Source organism: Ruegeria sp. HKCCA4812 (genome assembly GCF_013034245.1).
Taxonomy (GTDB): Bacteria; Pseudomonadota; Alphaproteobacteria; order Rhodobacterales; family Rhodobacteraceae; genus Ruegeria.
Window position 1 is genome coordinate 325,538 of the sequence record NZ_WQFQ01000003.1, and the last position, 16,956, is coordinate 342,493.

At 60.1% G+C, this 16,956-nt stretch carries 24 protein-coding genes; 8 read left to right on the top strand and 16 right to left on the bottom strand.

The window, feature by feature from the left end:
* Window positions 1-4 precede the first annotated feature (4 nt).
* The 10 genes from rnc to folK all read right to left on the bottom strand — a co-directional run bounded on the left by rnc (window position 5) and on the right by folK (window position 7,738).
* Window positions 5-697, bottom strand: coding sequence for a ribonuclease III (gene rnc / locus GOW04_RS11920; protein ID WP_152457083.1), 693 nt, complete (start codon window positions 695-697; stop codon window positions 5-7).
* Window positions 694-1,533, bottom strand: coding sequence for a signal peptidase I (gene lepB, locus GOW04_RS11925; RefSeq protein ID WP_171232681.1), 840 nt, complete (start codon window positions 1,531-1,533; stop codon window positions 694-696). Before lepB ends, rnc begins: the two co-directional genes overlap by 4 nt.
* A gap of 60 nt (window positions 1,534-1,593) precedes the next feature.
* On the bottom strand, window positions 1,594-2,013 hold the full coding sequence (gene acpS / locus GOW04_RS11930; RefSeq protein ID WP_171120258.1) for a holo-ACP synthase: 420 nt from the start codon (window positions 2,011-2,013) through the stop codon (window positions 1,594-1,596).
* Between the two features lie 4 nt (window positions 2,014-2,017).
* The gene (locus GOW04_RS11935; RefSeq protein WP_171232682.1) at window positions 2,018-2,488 is read right to left on the bottom strand and encodes a hypothetical protein; all 471 of its coding nucleotides are present in this window, start codon (window positions 2,486-2,488) and stop codon (window positions 2,018-2,020) included.
* Window positions 2,488-3,111, bottom strand: a complete 624-nt coding sequence (locus GOW04_RS11940; protein ID WP_171232683.1) for a LysE family translocator — start codon at window positions 3,109-3,111, stop codon at window positions 2,488-2,490. The genes GOW04_RS11935 and GOW04_RS11940 overlap by 1 nt, the downstream gene beginning before the upstream one ends.
* Window positions 3,108-3,854, bottom strand: a complete 747-nt coding sequence (locus tag GOW04_RS11945) for a pyridoxine 5'-phosphate synthase (protein WP_171232684.1) — start codon at window positions 3,852-3,854, stop codon at window positions 3,108-3,110. Before GOW04_RS11945 ends, GOW04_RS11940 begins: the two co-directional genes overlap by 4 nt.
* Window positions 3,847-4,545 (bottom strand): DUF2062 domain-containing protein, encoded by a 699-nt coding sequence (locus tag GOW04_RS11950; protein WP_171120266.1) that lies wholly within the window; start codon window positions 4,543-4,545, stop codon window positions 3,847-3,849. Before GOW04_RS11950 ends, GOW04_RS11945 begins: the two co-directional genes overlap by 8 nt.
* A gap of 16 nt (window positions 4,546-4,561) precedes the next feature.
* Window positions 4,562-6,694 (bottom strand): bifunctional (p)ppGpp synthetase/guanosine-3',5'-bis(diphosphate) 3'-pyrophosphohydrolase, encoded by a 2,133-nt coding sequence (locus tag GOW04_RS11955; RefSeq protein ID WP_117869872.1) that lies wholly within the window; start codon window positions 6,692-6,694, stop codon window positions 4,562-4,564.
* Between the two features lie 26 nt (window positions 6,695-6,720).
* Window positions 6,721-7,074 (bottom strand): DNA-directed RNA polymerase subunit omega, encoded by a 354-nt coding sequence (rpoZ, locus tag GOW04_RS11960; RefSeq protein ID WP_117869873.1) that lies wholly within the window; start codon window positions 7,072-7,074, stop codon window positions 6,721-6,723.
* Window positions 7,075-7,168: 94 nt separating this feature from the next.
* Window positions 7,169-7,738 (bottom strand): 2-amino-4-hydroxy-6-hydroxymethyldihydropteridine diphosphokinase, encoded by a 570-nt coding sequence (folK, locus tag GOW04_RS11965; protein WP_171120268.1) that lies wholly within the window; start codon window positions 7,736-7,738, stop codon window positions 7,169-7,171.
* A 141-nt stretch (window positions 7,739-7,879) separates the two neighbouring features.
* Between folK and GOW04_RS11970 the strand changes: the two genes are divergently transcribed.
* The 7 genes from GOW04_RS11970 to GOW04_RS12000 all read left to right on the top strand — a co-directional run bounded on the left by GOW04_RS11970 (window position 7,880) and on the right by GOW04_RS12000 (window position 12,377).
* On the top strand, window positions 7,880-8,455 hold the full coding sequence (locus GOW04_RS11970) for an NYN domain-containing protein (protein ID WP_117869875.1): 576 nt from the start codon (window positions 7,880-7,882) through the stop codon (window positions 8,453-8,455).
* A gap of 190 nt (window positions 8,456-8,645) precedes the next feature.
* Window positions 8,646-9,596 carry a 4-hydroxy-3-methylbut-2-enyl diphosphate reductase gene (gene ispH / locus GOW04_RS11975; RefSeq protein ID WP_152457074.1) on the top strand — a complete coding sequence of 317 codons (951 nt, stop codon included), beginning with the start codon at window positions 8,646-8,648 and terminating at the stop codon, window positions 9,594-9,596.
* Window positions 9,593-10,045 (top strand): DUF3429 domain-containing protein, encoded by a 453-nt coding sequence (locus GOW04_RS11980; RefSeq protein WP_152457073.1) that lies wholly within the window; start codon window positions 9,593-9,595, stop codon window positions 10,043-10,045. The genes ispH and GOW04_RS11980 overlap by 4 nt, the downstream gene beginning before the upstream one ends.
* On the top strand, window positions 10,042-10,629 hold the full coding sequence (locus GOW04_RS11985) for a class I SAM-dependent methyltransferase (protein ID WP_171232685.1): 588 nt from the start codon (window positions 10,042-10,044) through the stop codon (window positions 10,627-10,629). The genes GOW04_RS11980 and GOW04_RS11985 overlap by 4 nt, the downstream gene beginning before the upstream one ends.
* The gene (gene rnhA / locus GOW04_RS11990) at window positions 10,622-11,089 is read left to right on the top strand and encodes a ribonuclease HI (protein WP_171232686.1); all 468 of its coding nucleotides are present in this window, start codon (window positions 10,622-10,624) and stop codon (window positions 11,087-11,089) included. The genes GOW04_RS11985 and rnhA overlap by 8 nt, the downstream gene beginning before the upstream one ends.
* Complete coding sequence (locus tag GOW04_RS11995; RefSeq protein ID WP_152457070.1) at window positions 11,086-11,709, top strand: trimeric intracellular cation channel family protein; 624 nt, start codon at window positions 11,086-11,088, stop codon at window positions 11,707-11,709. Before rnhA ends, GOW04_RS11995 begins: the two co-directional genes overlap by 4 nt.
* 65 nt (window positions 11,710-11,774) lie before the next feature.
* Window positions 11,775-12,377, top strand: a complete 603-nt coding sequence (locus tag GOW04_RS12000) for an alpha/beta hydrolase (RefSeq protein ID WP_171232687.1) — start codon at window positions 11,775-11,777, stop codon at window positions 12,375-12,377.
* Window position 12,378: 1 nt separating this feature from the next.
* Here GOW04_RS12000 and speB read toward each other — a convergent pair whose 3' ends face one another.
* Genes speB through def (GOW04_RS12030) form a run of 6 tightly spaced genes read right to left on the bottom strand, consistent with a single transcriptional unit; the run spans window position 12,379 to window position 15,667 of the window.
* Window positions 12,379-13,200, bottom strand: coding sequence for an agmatinase (gene speB, locus GOW04_RS12005; protein WP_171232688.1), 822 nt, complete (start codon window positions 13,198-13,200; stop codon window positions 12,379-12,381).
* Between the two features lie 59 nt (window positions 13,201-13,259).
* Window positions 13,260-13,496 (bottom strand): GlsB/YeaQ/YmgE family stress response membrane protein, encoded by a 237-nt coding sequence (locus GOW04_RS12010; protein ID WP_171120279.1) that lies wholly within the window; start codon window positions 13,494-13,496, stop codon window positions 13,260-13,262.
* 1 nt (window position 13,497) lies between these two features.
* Window positions 13,498-13,734 carry a hypothetical protein gene (locus tag GOW04_RS12015; protein ID WP_170344822.1) on the bottom strand — a complete coding sequence of 79 codons (237 nt, stop codon included), beginning with the start codon at window positions 13,732-13,734 and terminating at the stop codon, window positions 13,498-13,500.
* Between the two features lie 6 nt (window positions 13,735-13,740).
* On the bottom strand, window positions 13,741-14,655 hold the full coding sequence (gene fmt / locus GOW04_RS12020) for a methionyl-tRNA formyltransferase (RefSeq protein WP_171232689.1): 915 nt from the start codon (window positions 14,653-14,655) through the stop codon (window positions 13,741-13,743).
* Window positions 14,656-14,657: 2 nt separating this feature from the next.
* On the bottom strand, window positions 14,658-15,152 hold the full coding sequence (gene def / locus GOW04_RS12025) for a peptide deformylase (RefSeq protein ID WP_171232690.1): 495 nt from the start codon (window positions 15,150-15,152) through the stop codon (window positions 14,658-14,660).
* A complete protein-coding gene (def, locus tag GOW04_RS12030) occupies window positions 15,149-15,667 on the bottom strand; it encodes a peptide deformylase (RefSeq protein ID WP_171232691.1) in 519 nt (172 codons plus the stop codon). The genes def (GOW04_RS12025) and def (GOW04_RS12030) overlap by 4 nt, the downstream gene beginning before the upstream one ends.
* A 94-nt stretch (window positions 15,668-15,761) precedes the next feature.
* Here def (GOW04_RS12030) and GOW04_RS12035 point away from each other — a divergent pair, with 94 nt between their 5' ends.
* The gene (locus GOW04_RS12035; RefSeq protein ID WP_171169189.1) at window positions 15,762-16,934 is read left to right on the top strand and encodes a MalY/PatB family protein; all 1,173 of its coding nucleotides are present in this window, start codon (window positions 15,762-15,764) and stop codon (window positions 16,932-16,934) included.
* Window positions 16,935-16,956 lie beyond the last annotated feature (22 nt).

Consider the following 16,956-nt stretch of genomic DNA (forward strand, 5'->3'; position numbering starts at 1 on the left):
GTACCTAGGAAGACCCGGCCGGGCTGAGCTGTTCCAGCAGAGCTTTTGCCGCAGCCTGTTCGGCCTGACGTTTGGATCCTGCGGTGGCTTGCGCCTCGGTGCCGTCCTGAAGACGGGCCGCAATGGTGAATATCGGGGCGTGGTCTGGGCCACTGCGTTTAACTTCGACGTATGAGGGCGGCTTTTGCCCACGCGCCTGCGCCCATTCCTGCAAAGAGGTCTTGGCGTCACGCGCATCTGCCTCGACCTTGTGGATGCGGTCCCCCCAAAGCGCCAGGATGACATCGCGGGCAGCCTCGAACCCGGCATCCCGATAGATGGCGGCGATCACGGCCTCCATCGCGTCGCCCAGCAGCGCTTGCTTGCGACGGCCACCGGACAGCATCTCGGACCGGCCGAGTTTCAACACCGCGCCCAGATCAATCTGACGGGCTACATCAGCGCAGGCCTCTTTGCGGACCAGTGCATTGAACCGTGGGGCCAACTGACCCTCGGACGCCTTTTTGTCGGCCTCAAGCAGCGCAGTGGCCATGACCAGGCCCAGAACGCGGTCTCCCAGAAACTCCAGCCGCTGATTGTCGGGTCGGGTGGACGAAGACACCGAGCCATGGGTCAGCGCGCGCACCAGCAGTTCGGGGTTTTTGAACTCATACCCCAATCGCCGCTGGAACGCCTTTATTTCAGCCGAGAGCTTCAATTGACCGCCTTGAAGAACCGATCACTGCGCCATGTCCAGAAGAACAGCATCGAACGACCTGCGGACGAGAACATGATCCGGTCGGCACGACCGATCAGGTTTTCGTAAGGCACGTATCCGACACCACCGGCAGATTGCGGCAGACGGCTGTCGCTGGAATTGTCACGGTTGTCACCCATGAAGAAATAATGGCCCTCGGGCACGGTATAGATGCCGGTATTGTCCGATGCCTGGTTGCCGATGTTCAACACGTCATAGGACACACCGTTGGGCAGGGTTTCGATCAGGCGCGACTTTTCACAGGTGCCGCCTATTCCAACAGGGCCGTTTTCACAGCGGGGGCGCAGGCGCTGCGGGCCTTGCGGTTCGGCAATTTCGGTAAACACGCCGTCGGGCTGCTGAAGAACCGGAGTGCCATTGAGGATGATCTGGCCATTGCGGACCTGGATCCGGTCGCCCGGCAACCCAATCAGGCGCTTGATATAATCACGTCCGGTGACCGGATGGCGAAAGACAATGACATCGCCACGTTCGGGATCACCGCCCCAGATACGGGTATTGTCTTCGCCCTGCATCCAGCCACAGATGTCTTCGGCATCCACGTTCAGGCCGACGCTTGGGATGATCAGGCTGGGGCAGGATGCGTAGGAATAGCCATAGGCCATCTTGTTGACGAAGAGGAAATCGCCGATCAGCAGCGTCTGCTTCATCGAGCCCGAGGGGATCCAGAACGGTTGAAAGAAGAGGGTGCGGAACACGCCGGCAATCAGCAGCGCGTAGACGATGGTCTTGATCGTCTCCCAGACGGGATTTCCGGTTTTGGCGTCCTCGGCCATTCTGCTCGCTCCAGTTCTTTGCTTGGCTTCGCTGCTACATGCGGGGGGGATGGGGGCAAGTCAAGGCTGCGCGGCCTGATCTTGAACCGGACGCGCCTCGATCACCACAAAAGCCTGCGCCCAGGGGTGATCATCGGTCAGGGTGACGTGGATGATCGCCTCGTGCCCGTCGGGGGTCATTTCCTTGAGGCGCTCGGCGGCCCAGCCGGTCACGTGCATCACCGGTTGGCCGGTGCGCAGATTGGTGACGGCCATATCCTTCCACGCGATGCCCATGCGCAGACCGGTGCCCAGCGCCTTGGAGCAGGCCTCTTTCGCGGCCCAGCGCTTGGCATAGGTTCCGGCCGTATCGGCGCGGCGTTCGGCCTTGCGCTGTTCGGTGTCGGTGAAGACACGATTGCGGAAGCGGTCGCCGAACCGGTCGAGCGTGCCCTGGATGCGGTCGATGTTTGCGAGGTCTGTGCCGATGCCGAGGATCATTTTCTCAGTTTCTTTTTTCGCCAATAAGCGTTTGCTTTATTTGTATAGCTTGCCCCAACACAGCACGACAAATAGCTGTGGCAACCCCTGCCCAGAAAAGTAAAAAGACGTTTCTCAGGATCAGGTCCCAGAAGTCAATTCTATGCCAATGCCCAAATCCGTAAACCAATACTGAGATTTGAGCAGCCCATAAAACCGACAATGACAGACCAACCATGTAAGTGGCGTTGTACCACAGCGTAGCGTTTGGAGTCGCTTGAGTAAGCCGCTTAGACCATGGAAGAGTTTGGACCAACGATGCCATAATAACGGGGAATACCAAGGCATCGAGAGGAAAGAAAAAAACACCTTTCAGGCCCAGTTTTTCTTCGGCAAAGCCTGAGCCTCCCGACGACACAAGAAAAATCATGAACAACGCCACGTATCCAACCCGGTTAAAAAACAAGGTTTTCTGTTCGGGTGTCCAAAGTTTCATCACCCCAACCGCACCGTGAGGATCTTGTAACTCGCCACCCCGAAGAACCCGGCAAAGGCGAAATCGAACCAGCGGCGGGCGCGGCGGTAGGTTCGGACCATGCGTTCGGATGAAAACAGGAAGGCATAGCCGATAAAGATCATCAACGATCCCGCATAGAGCATGGCGAAATAGCCCAGCAGCATCGACAGGCTGGCATCATTGGGCGCGACGATGGCATAGATCGAGCCCCAGCTGAGGATCGCCTTGGGGTTGGTCAGGTGAATGGCCGCGCCTTTGGCAAAGATGGTCGGCAGCGCGCCCGTGACCGGTTTGCCCAAAGCGACCTCGTCCGAGGTCATCGCGCGGCGCAAGGCCTTCAGCGCCAGCCAACCCAGATAGGCCACACCGACATAACGGATCACCTCGAACACCCAGACATTGGCCAGCATGATCGCCGACAAGCCAAGCGCTGCGGCAATGCCCCAGGCGGCGGACCCGGCACAGATGCCCAGCGCAAAGACCAGACCGGCACGGCGGCCTTCGTTCATGGCGGTTCCTGCAATGCCCATCGTGGCAGGCCCCGGAGAGCCCCCAGCCATCAGCCAGGCCAGCCAGATGGCGACAAAGCCGGGCGTGATCACGCGCGCGCCTCGTCCATCAGGCGACGCATTTCATGAATGGCCGGGGTCAGGCCCAGAAAAATCGCCTCGCCAATCAGGAAATGACCGATATTCAGCTCTTTGACTTCTGGGAAGGCGGCAACCGGTTTTACGGTGTCATAGGTCAGGCCATGGCCCGCATGAACCTCAAGCCCCAGCGAATGGGCGAAAGAGGACATCTGGCGCAGCGATTCAAGCTCGCGTTCGGCATCTTCCATGCGGCCTTCGGCATGGGCATCGCAATAGGCGCCGGTGTGCAGCTCAATCACTTCGGCACCGATGCGATGCGCGGCCTCGATCTGACGCTGATCGGCGGCGATGAAGATCGAAACGCGACAGCCGACATCACGCAGAGGGGCGATGAAATGCGCCAGCTTGTTTTCCTCGCGCGCGACTTCAAGACCGCCCTCGGTGGTGCGCTCCTCGCGCTTTTCGGGAACGATGCAGACCGCGTGCGGTTTGTGGCGCAAGGCGATCTGCTGCATCTCGGGCGTCGCGGCCATCTCAAAGTTCAGCGGCACCGACAGAACTTCCATCAGCCCGTCGATATCGGCGTCCGAGATATGGCGTCGATCTTCGCGCAGATGCGCGGTGATGCCATCCGCGCCCGCTTCTTCCGCCAGTTTGGCAGCGCGCAGCGGATCCGGATAGTCCCCGCCCCGCGCATTGCGCACCGTGGCCACGTGATCGATGTTCACACCCAGACGCAGATGGTTCTCAGACATCACTCGATTCCTTTTGCATGTTCTTGCCCGAGCCTAGAGGCTCTGCCGAAGAAACGGCAGCCGAATCTTCGGCCAAACGCTTGATTTCCTCGAACTTCGCCTTGATCTTGGCGCGGCGGCGCTGCTGATACGTCAAGATCAGCGGCAGGCTGAGGTAATAGCAGATCACCCCCGCAACGACGCCCGGAATGATCCCACCGATCATGTAGGGATAGAAGACGTCATCGTAGAACTGCGACAGCCCGTGCCAGTCGGCCACGCGATCCGTAAACAACGCCAGAAAATTGTTCTTGAGATCCCCCATGGCGCTGGCGAATTTGCCCATCAGCCCTTGTGTGTCGCCTTCTTCGTATTCGGTGCCCAGCAGGAAATGCCCGGTCTGAAGGCAGATCACCCCGATCGGAACATAAGTGAGCGGGTTGCCGAAAAACGTGCCGCTGAGCGCGGCCAGAATGTTTCCCTTGATCAGCCGGGCACCGATGGCGGCGACAAGAAAATGCAACCCGTAAAACGGCGTAAAGGCGGCAAACACCCCTGCCCCGATGCCGCGCGCGATCCGGTCAGGGGTATCCGGCAAGCGCCGGACGCGGTGTTTCACGTAATGGAAGGCGCGGGTCCATCCGCCACGCGGATAGACGAAATCCGATGCGATCTGGACTGGAGAGCGTCGGTCTCGGCGCTTGAATACCACCCGTGATCACCCCTTCTCAGCCAGCCGCAACCGAAGTTTTGACCTGATCCCGATACCGTTCGACCGCAGCAACATCGCTTTCCGCCTCCAGCATCAGCATGAGTGAATGAAGCTGTTCAAGGTCGCGCAGTTCGACATTGATCAGAAGGCGGTAAAAATCCGGTTTGCGGTCAACAAACTCGAGGTTCGAGATATTGGCCTTTTTCTCGCCGATCAATGTGCAAATACGCCCCAGAACCCCGGCATCGTTGCCAATGGTCAGATCCAGCGTCGCGCCATAGACGGCCGGGTGCGTGCCCGAATGCCAGTGCAGATCGACCCACCGGTCAGGTTCGCCTTCGAACTCGCTGAGCCGATCGCAATCGATGGCATGCACGACCACGCCCTTGCCCCGATAGGTGATACCGACGATACGTTCCCCCGGCAGCGGCTGACAGCAGGGGGCCCGGTCGAACTTCTGCCCCGGCTCTAGGCCAATCACCGCACGGCGCAGCGGAATGGCGTCGCCGTCGTCCTTGGCAAGTTCGGGATAGACGGCCTGAACCACCTCATGCGCAGTCAGTTCGGCACTGCCAAGGCGGGCCAGCAGCTCGTGCCGATCTTTCAGGCGCAGGTGTTTTGCCGCGGTATCGAGTGCTTTGTCGGTCGCCTTGCGGCCCACATGCTCGAACCCGGAACGGGCCAGTTCTTTGCCCAGCTTGATGAATCGTTCCCGATCCACCTCGCGCAGGGCGCGGCGAATGGCGGTACGGGCCTTGCCGGTGACTGCAATCTCCAGCCACGTGACCTGTGGCGTCTGACCATCGGCGGTAATGATGTCCACGGACTGGCCATTTTTGAGCCGCGTCCAGAGCGGAACGCGGATACCATCAACCTTGGCCCCGACACAGGCATGACCGATCCGGGTGTGAATGGCATAGGCAAAATCGATCGGCGTCGCGCCACGCGGCAGCTTCACCACGTCGCCCTTGGGGGTGAAACAGAACACCTGGTCCGAATACATCTCGAGCTTGACGGCCTCGAGGAAGTCTTCGTGATCTTCCTCGTTGTCGAACTGCTCGGTCAGATTGGAAATCCATTTGGCCGGGTCGACGGCGAACGGGTTCTCGGTGCGCACACCGTCGCGATAGGACCAATGCGCCGCGACCCCGGTTTCGGCCACGTCGTGCATCTGGCGGGTGCGGATCTGGACCTCGACCCGTTTACCGTCCCGGCCCGACACCGTGGTGTGGATCGAGCGGTAACCGTTCGATTTGGGCTGGCTGATATAGTCCTTGAAGCGCCCCGGCACCGCGCGCCAGCGCTGGTGGATGGCCCCCAGGGTTCGATAGCAGTCTTCTTCGGTCTGCGTGATGATGCGGAACCCATAGATGTCTGACAGGCGCGAGAAGCCCTGATCCTTTTCCTGCATCTTGCGCCAGATCGAATAGGGTTTCTTGGCGCGGCCGAACACCTCGGCCTCGATCCCGGCCTTTTCCAACTCGTGCCGCATGTCGCCGGTGATGCGATGGATCACGTCGCCGGTCTCGCGTTGCAGGGTAATAAAGCGGCGGATGATCGACTGGCGGCCTTCAGGGTTGAGGACACGGAAAGCCAGGTCTTCAAGTTCCTCACGCATCCACTGCATACCCATCCGGCCCGCAAGCGGTGCGTAGATATCCATCGTCTCGCGGGCCTTGACGATCTGTTTTTCGGGACGCATCGCCTTGATCGTGCGCATGTTGTGCAAACGGTCGGCCAGCTTGACCAGAATCACGCGCAGGTCCTTGGACATGGCCATGAACAGCTTGCGGAAGTTCTCGGCCTGCTTGGTCTCGCGGCTGGACAGTTGCAGATTGGTCAGCTTGGTGACGCCGTCGACCAGTTTGGCGACTTCATCCCCAAAAAGTTCAGCCACTTTGCCATAGTTGGCCTTGGTGTCTTCGATCGTGTCGTGAAGCAGCGCCGTGATGATGGTCGCATCATCCAGACGCTGTTCGGTCAGGATGGCGGCAACGGCAACGGGATGGGTGAAATAGGGCTCGCCGGAATGGCGGAACTGCCCTTCGTGCATCTGCTGGCCAAATTCATAGGCCAGCGCAATGCGGTCAGCATTCGTCTTGGGATTGTAGTTGCGGACCAGCGCAATCAGATCGTCAGCAGAAATCATCCGGTCCGCACCTTCGTCTTCAGGGCTTACCCCTGCCCTTGAGCCTCCATCAGAGCGCGCAGGAGCTTCTCTTCCGACATGTCGTCCATGGCGGGTTTGTCCGTTTCGGCACCCATCAGCAGCGCCATCTGATCTTCTTCGGGCTCGTCAACCTCGATCTGGGTCTGGTTGGCCTCAATCAGGCGCTCGCGCAATTCGTCCGCGCTTTGGGTTTCGTCGGCGATCTCACGCAGAGACACGACAGGGTTTTTGTCGTTGTCGCGGTCAACGGTAATCGCTGCACCGGCGGAAATCTCACGCGCCCGATGGGCGGCGAGCATCACCAGCTCGAACCGGTTTGGAACCTTGTCTACGCAATCTTCAACCGTCACGCGGGCCATTGGGCGCTCTCCGTTTCTGAATCCATGTCAGGAAGGGGTTTATCTAAGCGCGAATCCGCGCCTTGACAAGCAGGAAATGCTGCATTTGCACGGATCACAACGCCGTGACCGCCGCAACCTCTGCCGCGGGAAGGGTCTGGATCATCTCGCAGACCGTGCGACCCAGAACCGGATGGCGCCAGTCGGGCACGATATCGGCCATCGGCACGAGGACAAAGGCGCGATCCTGAAGGCGCGGATGCGGCAAGATCAACTGATCCGGTGCCTCTTGCCTTTGCGCGTCGGTCGGCAGGGTCAGCCAGCGATCAAACGTGGCGCGATCCGGCAGGACCTGATCTTCGAAACAGACCAGATCCAGATCCAGCGTCCGCATCCCCCAGCGCTGCACCCGTTCGCGCCCGAATTCCTGCTCCACCTCGTGCAGCACCTGCAACAGCTGTGAAGGAGACCTCTCGGTTGCAATCAGCGCCGCGGCATTCACATAGTCCGGGCCGGCCCCGGCGGGAAAGCACGGCGTTGCAAAAAAACGACTGACGGAGCGAATCACCACATCGTGACGCGATAACGCGTCAAGCGCGTTCTGAAGTGTTACAGCGGGACCATTTCCTCTCAAATCGAGATTTGCGCCCAGCGCAACAACGGCATTTGGCATGGATTTGCTCATGTGATACCCTACATTCGACCCATTGCATACTTGCGATAATCGACAGAAGTTCTAATTATAGGCGTACCAGAGCGCGTCATTTTATCACTCACTCACTCACGTAACGCGGCACGCACTGGATTATACCGGAAGGGAATATTTATGTTTTATAAAGACGAACGGCTAGCGCTGTTCATCGACGGCTCGAATCTTTATGCTGCGGCAAAAGCACTCGGTTTCGACATTGACTACAAACTTCTGCGGCAGGAATTCATGCGCCGCGGCAAGCTTCTTCGGGCCTTCTACTATACAGCGCTGCTGGAAAACGACGAGTATTCGCCGATCCGTCCATTGGTTGACTGGCTGCATTACAACGGCTTCACCATGGTCACGAAACCGGCCAAGGAATACACCGACAGCATGGGGCGTCGGAAAGTCAAAGGAAATATGGATATCGAACTTACCGTCGATGCCATGGAACTGGCGCCGCGCGTCGATCATATCGTGCTGTTCTCGGGTGATGGGGATTTCCGCCCGTTGATCGCCAGCCTGCAACGGCAGGGCGTGCGCGTATCGGTGGTTTCGACCATTCGCAGCCAACCGCCGATGATCTCGGATGAACTGCGCCGCCAGGCCGACAATTTCATCGAGCTGGAGGATTTGCGCGATGTCATCGGTCGCCCGCCGCGTGAAATGCCGACGGAGCATCGCAGCGTCGCTGTTGCCAGCAACAGCTGACAAGACGACAGGCCTGTCATGATGGGGAAAAATCGCGCGGTCAGGACATCGGTCCTGGCCGCGCTTCTTTAACAAGGTACAGGTGCTTAAACATCACCCGATTAGCAACGATTCGTGTCAGATGAATGACGATGTCCTGTCTGGACCAAGGCCGGGAAAAGACTTACCTGTGCCTCAAGGAGACAGCCTGATGAAAAAGCCGCCACTGACACTTTACCTTGCCGCCCCGCGCGGGTTCTGCGCCGGTGTGGACCGTGCCATCAAAATCGTTGAGATGGCTTTGCAGAAATGGGGCCCACCGGTCTATGTGCGCCACGAGATCGTGCACAACAAATTCGTGGTCGACGGCCTTCGCGCCAAAGGGGCCGTTTTCGTCGAGGAATTGCAGGAATGCCCCGATGACCGCCCGGTGATCTTTTCCGCCCACGGGGTGCCGAAATCCGTTCCCGCCGAGGCTGCCCAGCGCGAGATGATCTATGTGGACGCCACCTGTCCTCTGGTTTCCAAGGTGCATGTCGAGGCGCAGCGCCACGCGGACGCGGGGTTGCAGATGATCATGATCGGCCACAAAGGCCATCCCGAAACCGTGGGCACCATGGGGCAGTTGCCCGAGGGCGATGTGCTGCTGGTCGAGACCGTGGACGACGTGGCCACGGTGCAGGTGCGTGACCCGGATAAGCTGGCCTTTGTCACCCAAACCACCCTTTCGGTCGATGACACCAAGGATATCATCGCCGCCCTTCAAGCCCGATTCCCGGCCATTGTCGGACCGCACAAGGAAGATATCTGTTATGCCACCACCAACCGGCAGGAAGCGGTGAAAGCCGTGGCCCCCAAGGCGGATGCCTTGCTGGTTGTGGGCGCGCCGAACTCATCGAACTCGCGCCGCCTTGTCGAGGTTGCCTCGCGCGAGGGGTGCCAGTACGCGCAGCTGGTCCAGCGCGCAACCGAGATTGACTGGCGCGCGCTCGAGGGGATCTCGACCGTGGCTGTCACCGCAGGCGCGTCGGCCCCGGAGGTTCTGGTAAACGAGGTGATCGAAGCGTTCAGCGCGCATTATGATGTCACCGTCGAGCCGGTCGAAACCGCCGTTGAAAACGTCGAGTTCAAAGTCCCCCGCGTGTTGAGGCAACCGGCGTGAACGGAGTGCCGAAAGCGCCTCTCTATCTGGGGCTGGCGGGACTGATCCCGTTTGTCTGGGGCGCCCTGACCTATCTGAACAGCGACCTGAATGCCTGGGGCGCGCAAACCTTTGGCCCACGTTTCGTGGGGCCTTATGTGCAACTGTTCTATGGATCGGTCATCCTCAGCTTCATGTCCGGTGTTCTCTGGGGTTTTGCCACCAAGACATCGGGCAGCAAAGCGGCCCTGTGTTATCTGTTGTCGGTTCTGCCCGCGCTTTGGGCCTTTGCCATGACAGGCGGCGGGCCGGTCAATGCGGGCACCAATCTGATGTATGGGTTCGCTGGTTTGTTGTTGCTGGATGCCCTGTTTTCCTACTGGCGCCTGACACCGGTCTGGTGGATGCGGTTGCGCATCCTGCTGACCGCGGTCGTATTGGCCAGTCTTGCAGTCGGAGTGTACCTGTGACCGATGAACGCACGATCAACGCCTATACAACCAAGGTGGCCGAATATCTGAAGATCCCTCTGCCGCACGAGCAGCTTGAGGCCCGTCAGGCTTTTGCCGATGCGGTCGGCGCAGGCGGCTATGTACTGGATTTGGGGTCCGGGCCGGGGTCAGACAGCGGGTTCCTGATGCGTCAAGGGCTGAAGGTTCGCGCGCTGGATGCCACGCCAGCCTTTGTCGAACATGCGCGGGAAAACGGTGTGGATGCTTATCTGGGTACGTTCGATGACGTCACTGAGACGGCCGAATATGACGGCGTTTACGCCAGCTTTTCCCTGCTGCACGCGCCGCGCGCCGATTTCCAGCGACATCTGACTGCGATCCACAGGGCTCTGAAACCCGGTGGACAGCTGTTTCTGGGGATGAAGCTGGGCACTGGTGAACATCGGGATGATCTGGATCGTTACTATTCCTATTACACAGAGGCCGAGATCGAGGAGGCCTTGAACAAGGCCGGGTTCACGATTGACCGCGCAATCCATGGCATGGGCAAAGGCCTGGCCGGATCGTATGATGGATATATCCTGGTGTTCGCTCATGCCTGAACTGTTTGCTTATACGGATGGTGCCTGTTCCGGAAACCCCGGCCCCGGAGGCTGGGGCGTGCTGCTGCGCGCGATGGACGGGGACAGGGTTCTGAAAGAGCGTGAGCTGAACGGGGGCGAGGCCGAGACGACCAACAACCGGATGGAATTGCTGGCCGCCATCAGCGCGCTTGAAGCGCTGGAGCGACCGTCGAAGATTACCGTCGTCACCGACAGCGCCTATGTGAAGAACGGCGTCACCGGCTGGATTTTCGGTTGGAAACGCAACGGCTGGAAAACCTCGAACAAGAAACCGGTCAAGAATGTCGATCTTTGGCAGCGTCTGGATGAGGCGCAGGAACGGCATGATGTGACATGGGAATGGGTCAAGGGCCACGCAGGCCACCCCGAGAATGAAAAAGCTGATGAGCTGGCCCGGGCCGGAATGGCGCCGTTCAAACCGAAAAAGGCACAGGCGTGACCGCGCTGACGCTGCTGGACTATGCCTCGGTTCTGATCTTCGCGTTGACGGGGGCACTGGTGGCCAGCCGTGCCCAGCTGGATCTGGTGGGATTTGCCTTCATGGCCTGCCTGACGGCCGTAGGTGGCGGCACTGTACGAGACCTTTTGCTGGACCGTCACCCGATCTTTTGGGTCGGGCAGCCGGATTACATCCTGATCGCAGTCGCGGCGTCGGTCCTGGTGTTCTTTACCGCACATCTGGTGGAAAGCCGCTATAACTGGTTGGTCTGGCTGGACAGTTTTGCACTGTCAGTGGCTGTCGCGGCCGGAACCGGCGCGGCGTTGTCGCTGGATCAGTCCGGGGTCATTGTCGTTTTGATGGGTGTGACAACCGGATGCCTGGGCGGGTTGATGCGCGATGTGGTCTGCAACGAAGTGCCGCTGGTGCTGAAACAAGGTGAGCTCTATGTGTCCTGCGCCTTTACAGGTGCCCTGACTGCAGTTCTGGCTGCCAGATTGGGGGCAGAGCCTGCGTTTTCTCTGGCGCTCTGCGCCTTGGTGTGCTGGGCGTTGCGCGCCGGGTCGTTGATGTTTGGCTGGCAATTGCCGGTCTACAAAAGCCGGCCGCCGCGCAACTGAGCCTGACAGTGGACGCCAAAGCGGCATGCTGTTACCCCTTTTGAAAGCACAGCCCGGAGGCCAACGTGACACATAGACTTGCATCCATCACAGCCTGCCTGGCCCTGCTCGCCTCATGCGGCGCGTATTACACCCCTGTCAGTTTTGTTGCGCAGGGCGACCAGATCATCGCCTCGGGCACGATTGACGAGACAACGCTGTCTGCCTTTGAGGAAGTGACAGCCCAAAACCCCGAAGCCCGCACTCTGGTTCTGCAATACATTGAAGGATCGGTTGATGATGACGCCAATGTCATCTTCGCCCGCGAAGTGCACAGGGCCGGGTTCGATACCGTTGTTCCATCGAACGGGCTGGTGGCCAGCGGTGGCACCGACTTGTTCCTGGCCGGAAACCGCCGCGTGCTGCAACCGGGGGCCTGTGTCGGTGTCCACAGCTGGGCCGGGTCGGGTCTGGTGGCGACCGACTTGCCCGAGGACGATCCAGAACATGACCGATACCTGGACTATTTCAAGGATATCGGCGTGGACGAGGAGTTTTACTGGTACACCCTGTTCGCAGCCCCGGCCGACAGTATGCACTGGATGACCACTGCCGAGGCGAACCGGTTCGATTTGACCACCAGGGGTGCTCCGGCACTTGGGTCTGCTACGGTGTGCGACGAACGGTAAGTCAGCCGTTCAGCAAGCGCGCGCCGATTTCCTTGACGAATTTCGCGGCCACCATCGCCGTCATGCCATAGGGGTCGCGATGCGGGTTGAGCTCGACGATATCCGCTCCGACCAGCTGACCTTTGAACCGGTGGATCAGGTCGATAACCTCGCGCGTGCTCAGCCCACCGGGTTCATGGTGCGAGACGCCCGGCGCAAAGGCCGGGTCCAGCGCATCCAGATCAAGGGACAGGTAGACCGGGCCATCGAATGAAATTTGCAAGTCGGGGCGCCAGTTGCGCATGTCAATCACCTCGACGCCGAACTTATCGGCCTGTTCGCGCTGATGGGCGTTCATGGTGCGGATGCCAACCTGCACCAGACGCTTGACCGGGCAGGTCTCCATCACCCGGGCAAAGGGGCAGCCATGGCCGAGCGGTCCGATATCCTGCGTGTCGTACAGATCAGGGTGGCTGTCGATATGCAGGATGTTCAGCCCTTCGTACCGATCCGCATGGGCCTTGATCAGCGGATAGGCCACCGAATGGTCGCCGCCCAGAGACAACAGGCGCGCGCCGGTTGCGATCCGTTTCGCCGCTTCAGCCTCGATCTGGTCAATCGGTTCCTGCCCGCGCATTTCGAACACATCCAGATCGCCGGTATCCCTGAATTTGGCGCTTGCACCCAGATCGGTGCCATCCTCGGCCGTCAGGTTGGCGGCACCGGAATGCAGCGCCTCGCGGATGCGTCCGGGGGCGAAGGCCGGCCCTTGCAGGAACGAGGAATGCAGATCCAAAGGAACGCCCATCAGGGCAACATCACCCGGCTTCAAATCATGCGGCATCATCATTCCCCTTTTCGATGAAGGCGATCTGGACGGAGGAAAGACGCCGGGTCAAGGGGTTAACGGCGCAGGTAGGTCTGCCAGATCCAAATCACCAGCAACGCACCCAGAACCGCCCCGACAAAACCAGACAGCCACCCCATAACGGTTACAAGAAACCGCAGCAGCATCCCTCCGATCAGGGCGCCTGCGATACCGATCAGCATGGTCGTCGGGATATCCGCCTCGATCCGCATCAGGCGGGTGGCCAGAAACCCTGCCGCTGCACCGATGATGATCAGGGCGACGATTGGCATGTCACTTCCTCCAGTGGGTCGGCACGATGATCAAGGCACCAACGGAGGAAATCACCGCATCCAGCCCCGGAGGACCAAAGCTGATGCCGAACATGATGCGGACGAAATAGAACAGGAACGCCCCGCCCACACAGATGATGATGGATTGCAAATAGCCGTTATGGGTGAAACCGGTCTGTTCGGACAGATACCCGACGATCCCGGCAATCACGACAGTGCCCATCATCACCATGAACATATGGCTTTACTCCGAAGACATCCGGGTGCCGATCGGGATTGGCCAGCCCCGCAGGAACGTTTCCTTATCCTGCGCGCCTTTGCCCGCCCTTTGCAAGCGCAGCAGCTCTATGGCGCCCTGCCCGCAAGCTACATACAGATCGTCATTCAGAACTTCGCCCGGCGCGCCCTGCCCTTCGGCCAGACGCGAAGCGAGGAGTTTTACCCGGTTGCCGTCGATCTCGGTCCAGGCCCCGGGAAAGGGCGACAGGCCGCGGATCTGCCGATCGACCTCGACCGCGGGGAGCGACCAGTCCACGCGGGCCTCGGACTTGTCGATCTTGGCGGCATAGGTGACACCAATCTCGGGCTGCGGATCAGGGGTCAGGCCGGGCAGCTTTGCCAACGCCTCGACAATCAAAGCCGCGCCCATCGCCGAGAGCCGGTCATGCAGTTCCGCAGTGGTTTCCTCGGGCCCGATATCGGTGGCCTGTCGCAACAGAACGGGGCCGGTATCAAGGCCCGCCTCCATTTGCATGATACAGACGCCGGTTTGCGCATCGCCCGCCATGATCGCGCGGTGGATCGGAGCCGCCCCGCGCCAGCGCGGCAAGAGGCTGGCATGAATGTTCAGGCAGCCATGAGCCGGCGCACCGAGGATGGGCTGGGGCAGGATCAGCCCATAAGCCACAACCACCGCCACATCCGCATTCAGTGCCGCAAAACTGTCCTGCTCCTCGGCCGGTTTCAGCGAGGTTGGGTGACGCACGTCCAGACCCAGCGCCTGGGCACGCGCGTGAACCGGTGTCGGGCGATCCTTCTTGCCCCGCCCCGCCGGGCGCGGGGGCTGGCAATAGACGGCGGCGATCTCATGCCCGGCCTCGACCAGCGCATCCAGAACCGGCACCGAGAAGTCCGGGGTTCCCATGAAAACAACGCGCATCTTTACCCCTGTTTCTTGGCTTTGCGCAGCAGCATGTCGCGTTTGACCTTGCTGAGCCGGTCAAAATACATCCGGCCATTCAGATGGTCGATCTGATGCTGGACACTGGTGGCCTCGATGCCGACAAAATCGCGACGGTCCACCACGCCCTGCTCGTTCAGGAATTTGACAGTCACCGCGCGCGGGCGTTTTACCTTGGCCGACACGCCCGGCAGGTTCGGACTGGCCTCTTCATGTTCACGCAGTTCGATCGAGCTGTGCAGGATTTCCGGGTTCGCCAGACACACGGCCTTGCCCCGCTCGGCCGACCCATCGACCACGGCCAGACGCAACATCACTCCGATCTGCGGCGCGGCCAGACCGACACCGGGCATGGCCTCCATCGTGTCGATCATGTCCTGCCAAATCCGGCGAATGTCATCGGTGATTTCAGTCACCTCATCCGCCTTTGTGCGCAAGCGTTTGTCGGGCCAGGGCAGACAGGTGCGGACGGTCATGCGCGCGCCCGTTCACGTTTGAGCTTTTGCATCTTGCGGGTAATCATCTGCCGTTTCAGCGGTTTTAGGTAATCAATGAACAGCTTGCCGTTCAGATGGTCGATTTCATGCTGCACGCAAGTGGCCCAAAGCCCGTCGAACGTCTCCTGTCGCAGGTTTCCCTTCTCGTCCATCCAGGTGACATCGACCACCTTGGGGCGGGTCACTTCGGCATATTGCTCCGGGATCGACAGGCACCCTTCCTCGTAAACATTGATTTCCTCGGAAGAGGCGATGACCTCGGGGTTGAACATGATCAGCGGGCGCGGGGTCTCGCCTTCTTCCTTGATGCAATCCAGCACGATCAACCGTTCCAGCACACCGATCTGCGGCGCGGCAAGGCCAATCCCGGGCGCGTCATACATGGTTTCCAGCATGTCGTCAGCCAGCGTGCGCAGCTCGTCCGTCAGGTCGGATACGGGCGCGCAGACCTTTTTCAGGCGGGGATCGGGATGGATCAGGATAGTGCGTTTCATGAGGCTGATTTAGGCCATCCCGCCCCGCGCCGCAACGCCCCCCTTGCACCCGCCCGATTTGCGGTTAGCTTTCGGTCGAGAAAATGGAGCAGACATGACTTTCAACGACCTGATCGACCGCCGGGGCACCAACAGTTCAAAATGGGACAAGATGGAGATGCTGTATGGCGTCTCGCCCGAGGACGGCCTGGCCATGTGGACGGCCGATTCCGATTACCAGACGGCACCCTGCGTGATCGAGGCCGTGCGCAAGGCCGCAGATCACGGCGTGTTCGGCTATTCATGGATGCACCCGGACTATCTGGCCTCGGTTCAATGGTGGATGAAAACCCGCCATGATTGGGAAATCGACACGGATTGGATCTTGACGACCCAGGGCTTGGGCAATGCAATCGCCCTGTCGCTGGATGTCTGGACCGATCCCGGTGATGGCATCGTGATCTTCACCCCCGTTTACCATGAGTTTGCCCACAAGGTGAACAAATCGGGCCGCCGGGTCGTGGAGTGCCCTTTGGTGCGGGACGGGGAAAGTTACGGCCTTGATCTGGACGACGCCCAGTCCCGGTTGGACGGATCCGAGAAGATGCTCCTGTGGTGTTCGCCGCAAAACCCGTCGGGTCGTGTCTGGACGCCCGACGAGTTGCAGGCCGTGGCTGCGTTTGCCGAACGGAACGGTTTAATACTGGTGTCGGACGAGATTCACCACGATCTGGTCTATCCCGGCGCCAAATTTGTGCCGATGGACGTGGCAGCCCCGGATGCACGTCCGTGGACCGTGACGCTGACTGCGGCGTCGAAGACCTTCAACATCGCCGGGCAGCGGACCGGCAACATGATCATTCCCGATCCCAAACTGCGCGCGGCCATGAAGCAACGGCTGCAAACATTGGACTACGATCCCGGCGCGTTGGGCGTGGCGATGATCACCGCCGCGTACAGCCCCGAAGGGGCCGAATGGGTAGATGCCCAGATCGCGCATCTGGATGGAAACAGGCGTCTGTTCGATCAGACCATCACCGAGATTCCGGGGCTCTGGTCGATGCCCTTGCAGGCGACCTATCTGGCCTGGGTCGATTTCTCGGGCACCGGCATGGATCACGCTGAATTTGTCCGCCGGTTGCGCGAGGACGCGCGGATCGCGACATCGTCAGGTCCGGGTTTCGGCACTGGAGGAGAAACGTTTGAACGGTTCAACCTCGCCACGCAACGGGCGCGGGTCGAGGATGCTTGCCTGCGGCTGAAACGTGCTTTCGGGGATCTGCAATAAGTACGTGCCGGCCGGGGCTTGC

Bases quoted from the DNA above. Each gene is read 5' to 3' on its own strand.
- lepB (WP_171232681.1), bottom strand. From the start codon at position 1,533: ATGGCCGAGGACGCCAAAACCGGAAATCCCGTCTGGGAGACGATCAAG.
- acpS (WP_171120258.1), bottom strand. From the start codon at position 2,013: ATGATCCTCGGCATCGGCACAGACCTCGCAAACATCGACCGCATCCAG.
- GOW04_RS11935 (WP_171232682.1), bottom strand. From the start codon at position 2,488: ATGAAACTTTGGACACCCGAACAGAAAACCTTGTTTTTTAACCGGGTT.
- GOW04_RS11945 (WP_171232684.1), bottom strand. From the start codon at position 3,854: ATGTCTGAGAACCATCTGCGTCTGGGTGTGAACATCGATCACGTGGCC.
- GOW04_RS11955 (WP_117869872.1), bottom strand. From the start codon at position 6,694: ATGATTTCTGCTGACGATCTGATTGCGCTGGTCCGCAACTACAATCCC.
- rpoZ (WP_117869873.1), bottom strand. From the start codon at position 7,074: ATGGCCCGCGTGACGGTTGAAGATTGCGTAGACAAGGTTCCAAACCGG.
- folK (WP_171120268.1), bottom strand. From the start codon at position 7,738: ATGAGCAAATCCATGCCAAATGCCGTTGTTGCGCTGGGCGCAAATCTC.
- GOW04_RS11970 (WP_117869875.1), top strand. From the start codon at position 7,880: ATGTTTTATAAAGACGAACGGCTAGCGCTGTTCATCGACGGCTCGAAT.
- ispH (WP_152457074.1), top strand. From the start codon at position 8,646: ATGAAAAAGCCGCCACTGACACTTTACCTTGCCGCCCCGCGCGGGTTC.
- rnhA (WP_171232686.1), top strand. From the start codon at position 10,622: ATGCCTGAACTGTTTGCTTATACGGATGGTGCCTGTTCCGGAAACCCC.
- speB (WP_171232688.1), bottom strand. From the start codon at position 13,200: ATGCCGCATGATTTGAAGCCGGGTGATGTTGCCCTGATGGGCGTTCCT.
- GOW04_RS12010 (WP_171120279.1), bottom strand. From the start codon at position 13,496: ATGCCAATCGTCGCCCTGATCATCATCGGTGCAGCGGCAGGGTTTCTG.
- GOW04_RS12015 (WP_170344822.1), bottom strand. From the start codon at position 13,734: ATGTTCATGGTGATGATGGGCACTGTCGTGATTGCCGGGATCGTCGGG.
- fmt (WP_171232689.1), bottom strand. From the start codon at position 14,655: ATGCGCGTTGTTTTCATGGGAACCCCGGACTTCTCGGTGCCGGTTCTG.
- def (WP_171232690.1), bottom strand. From the start codon at position 15,152: ATGACCGTCCGCACCTGTCTGCCCTGGCCCGACAAACGCTTGCGCACA.
- def (WP_171232691.1), bottom strand. From the start codon at position 15,667: ATGAAACGCACTATCCTGATCCATCCCGATCCCCGCCTGAAAAAGGTC.
- GOW04_RS12035 (WP_171169189.1), top strand. From the start codon at position 15,762: ATGACTTTCAACGACCTGATCGACCGCCGGGGCACCAACAGTTCAAAA.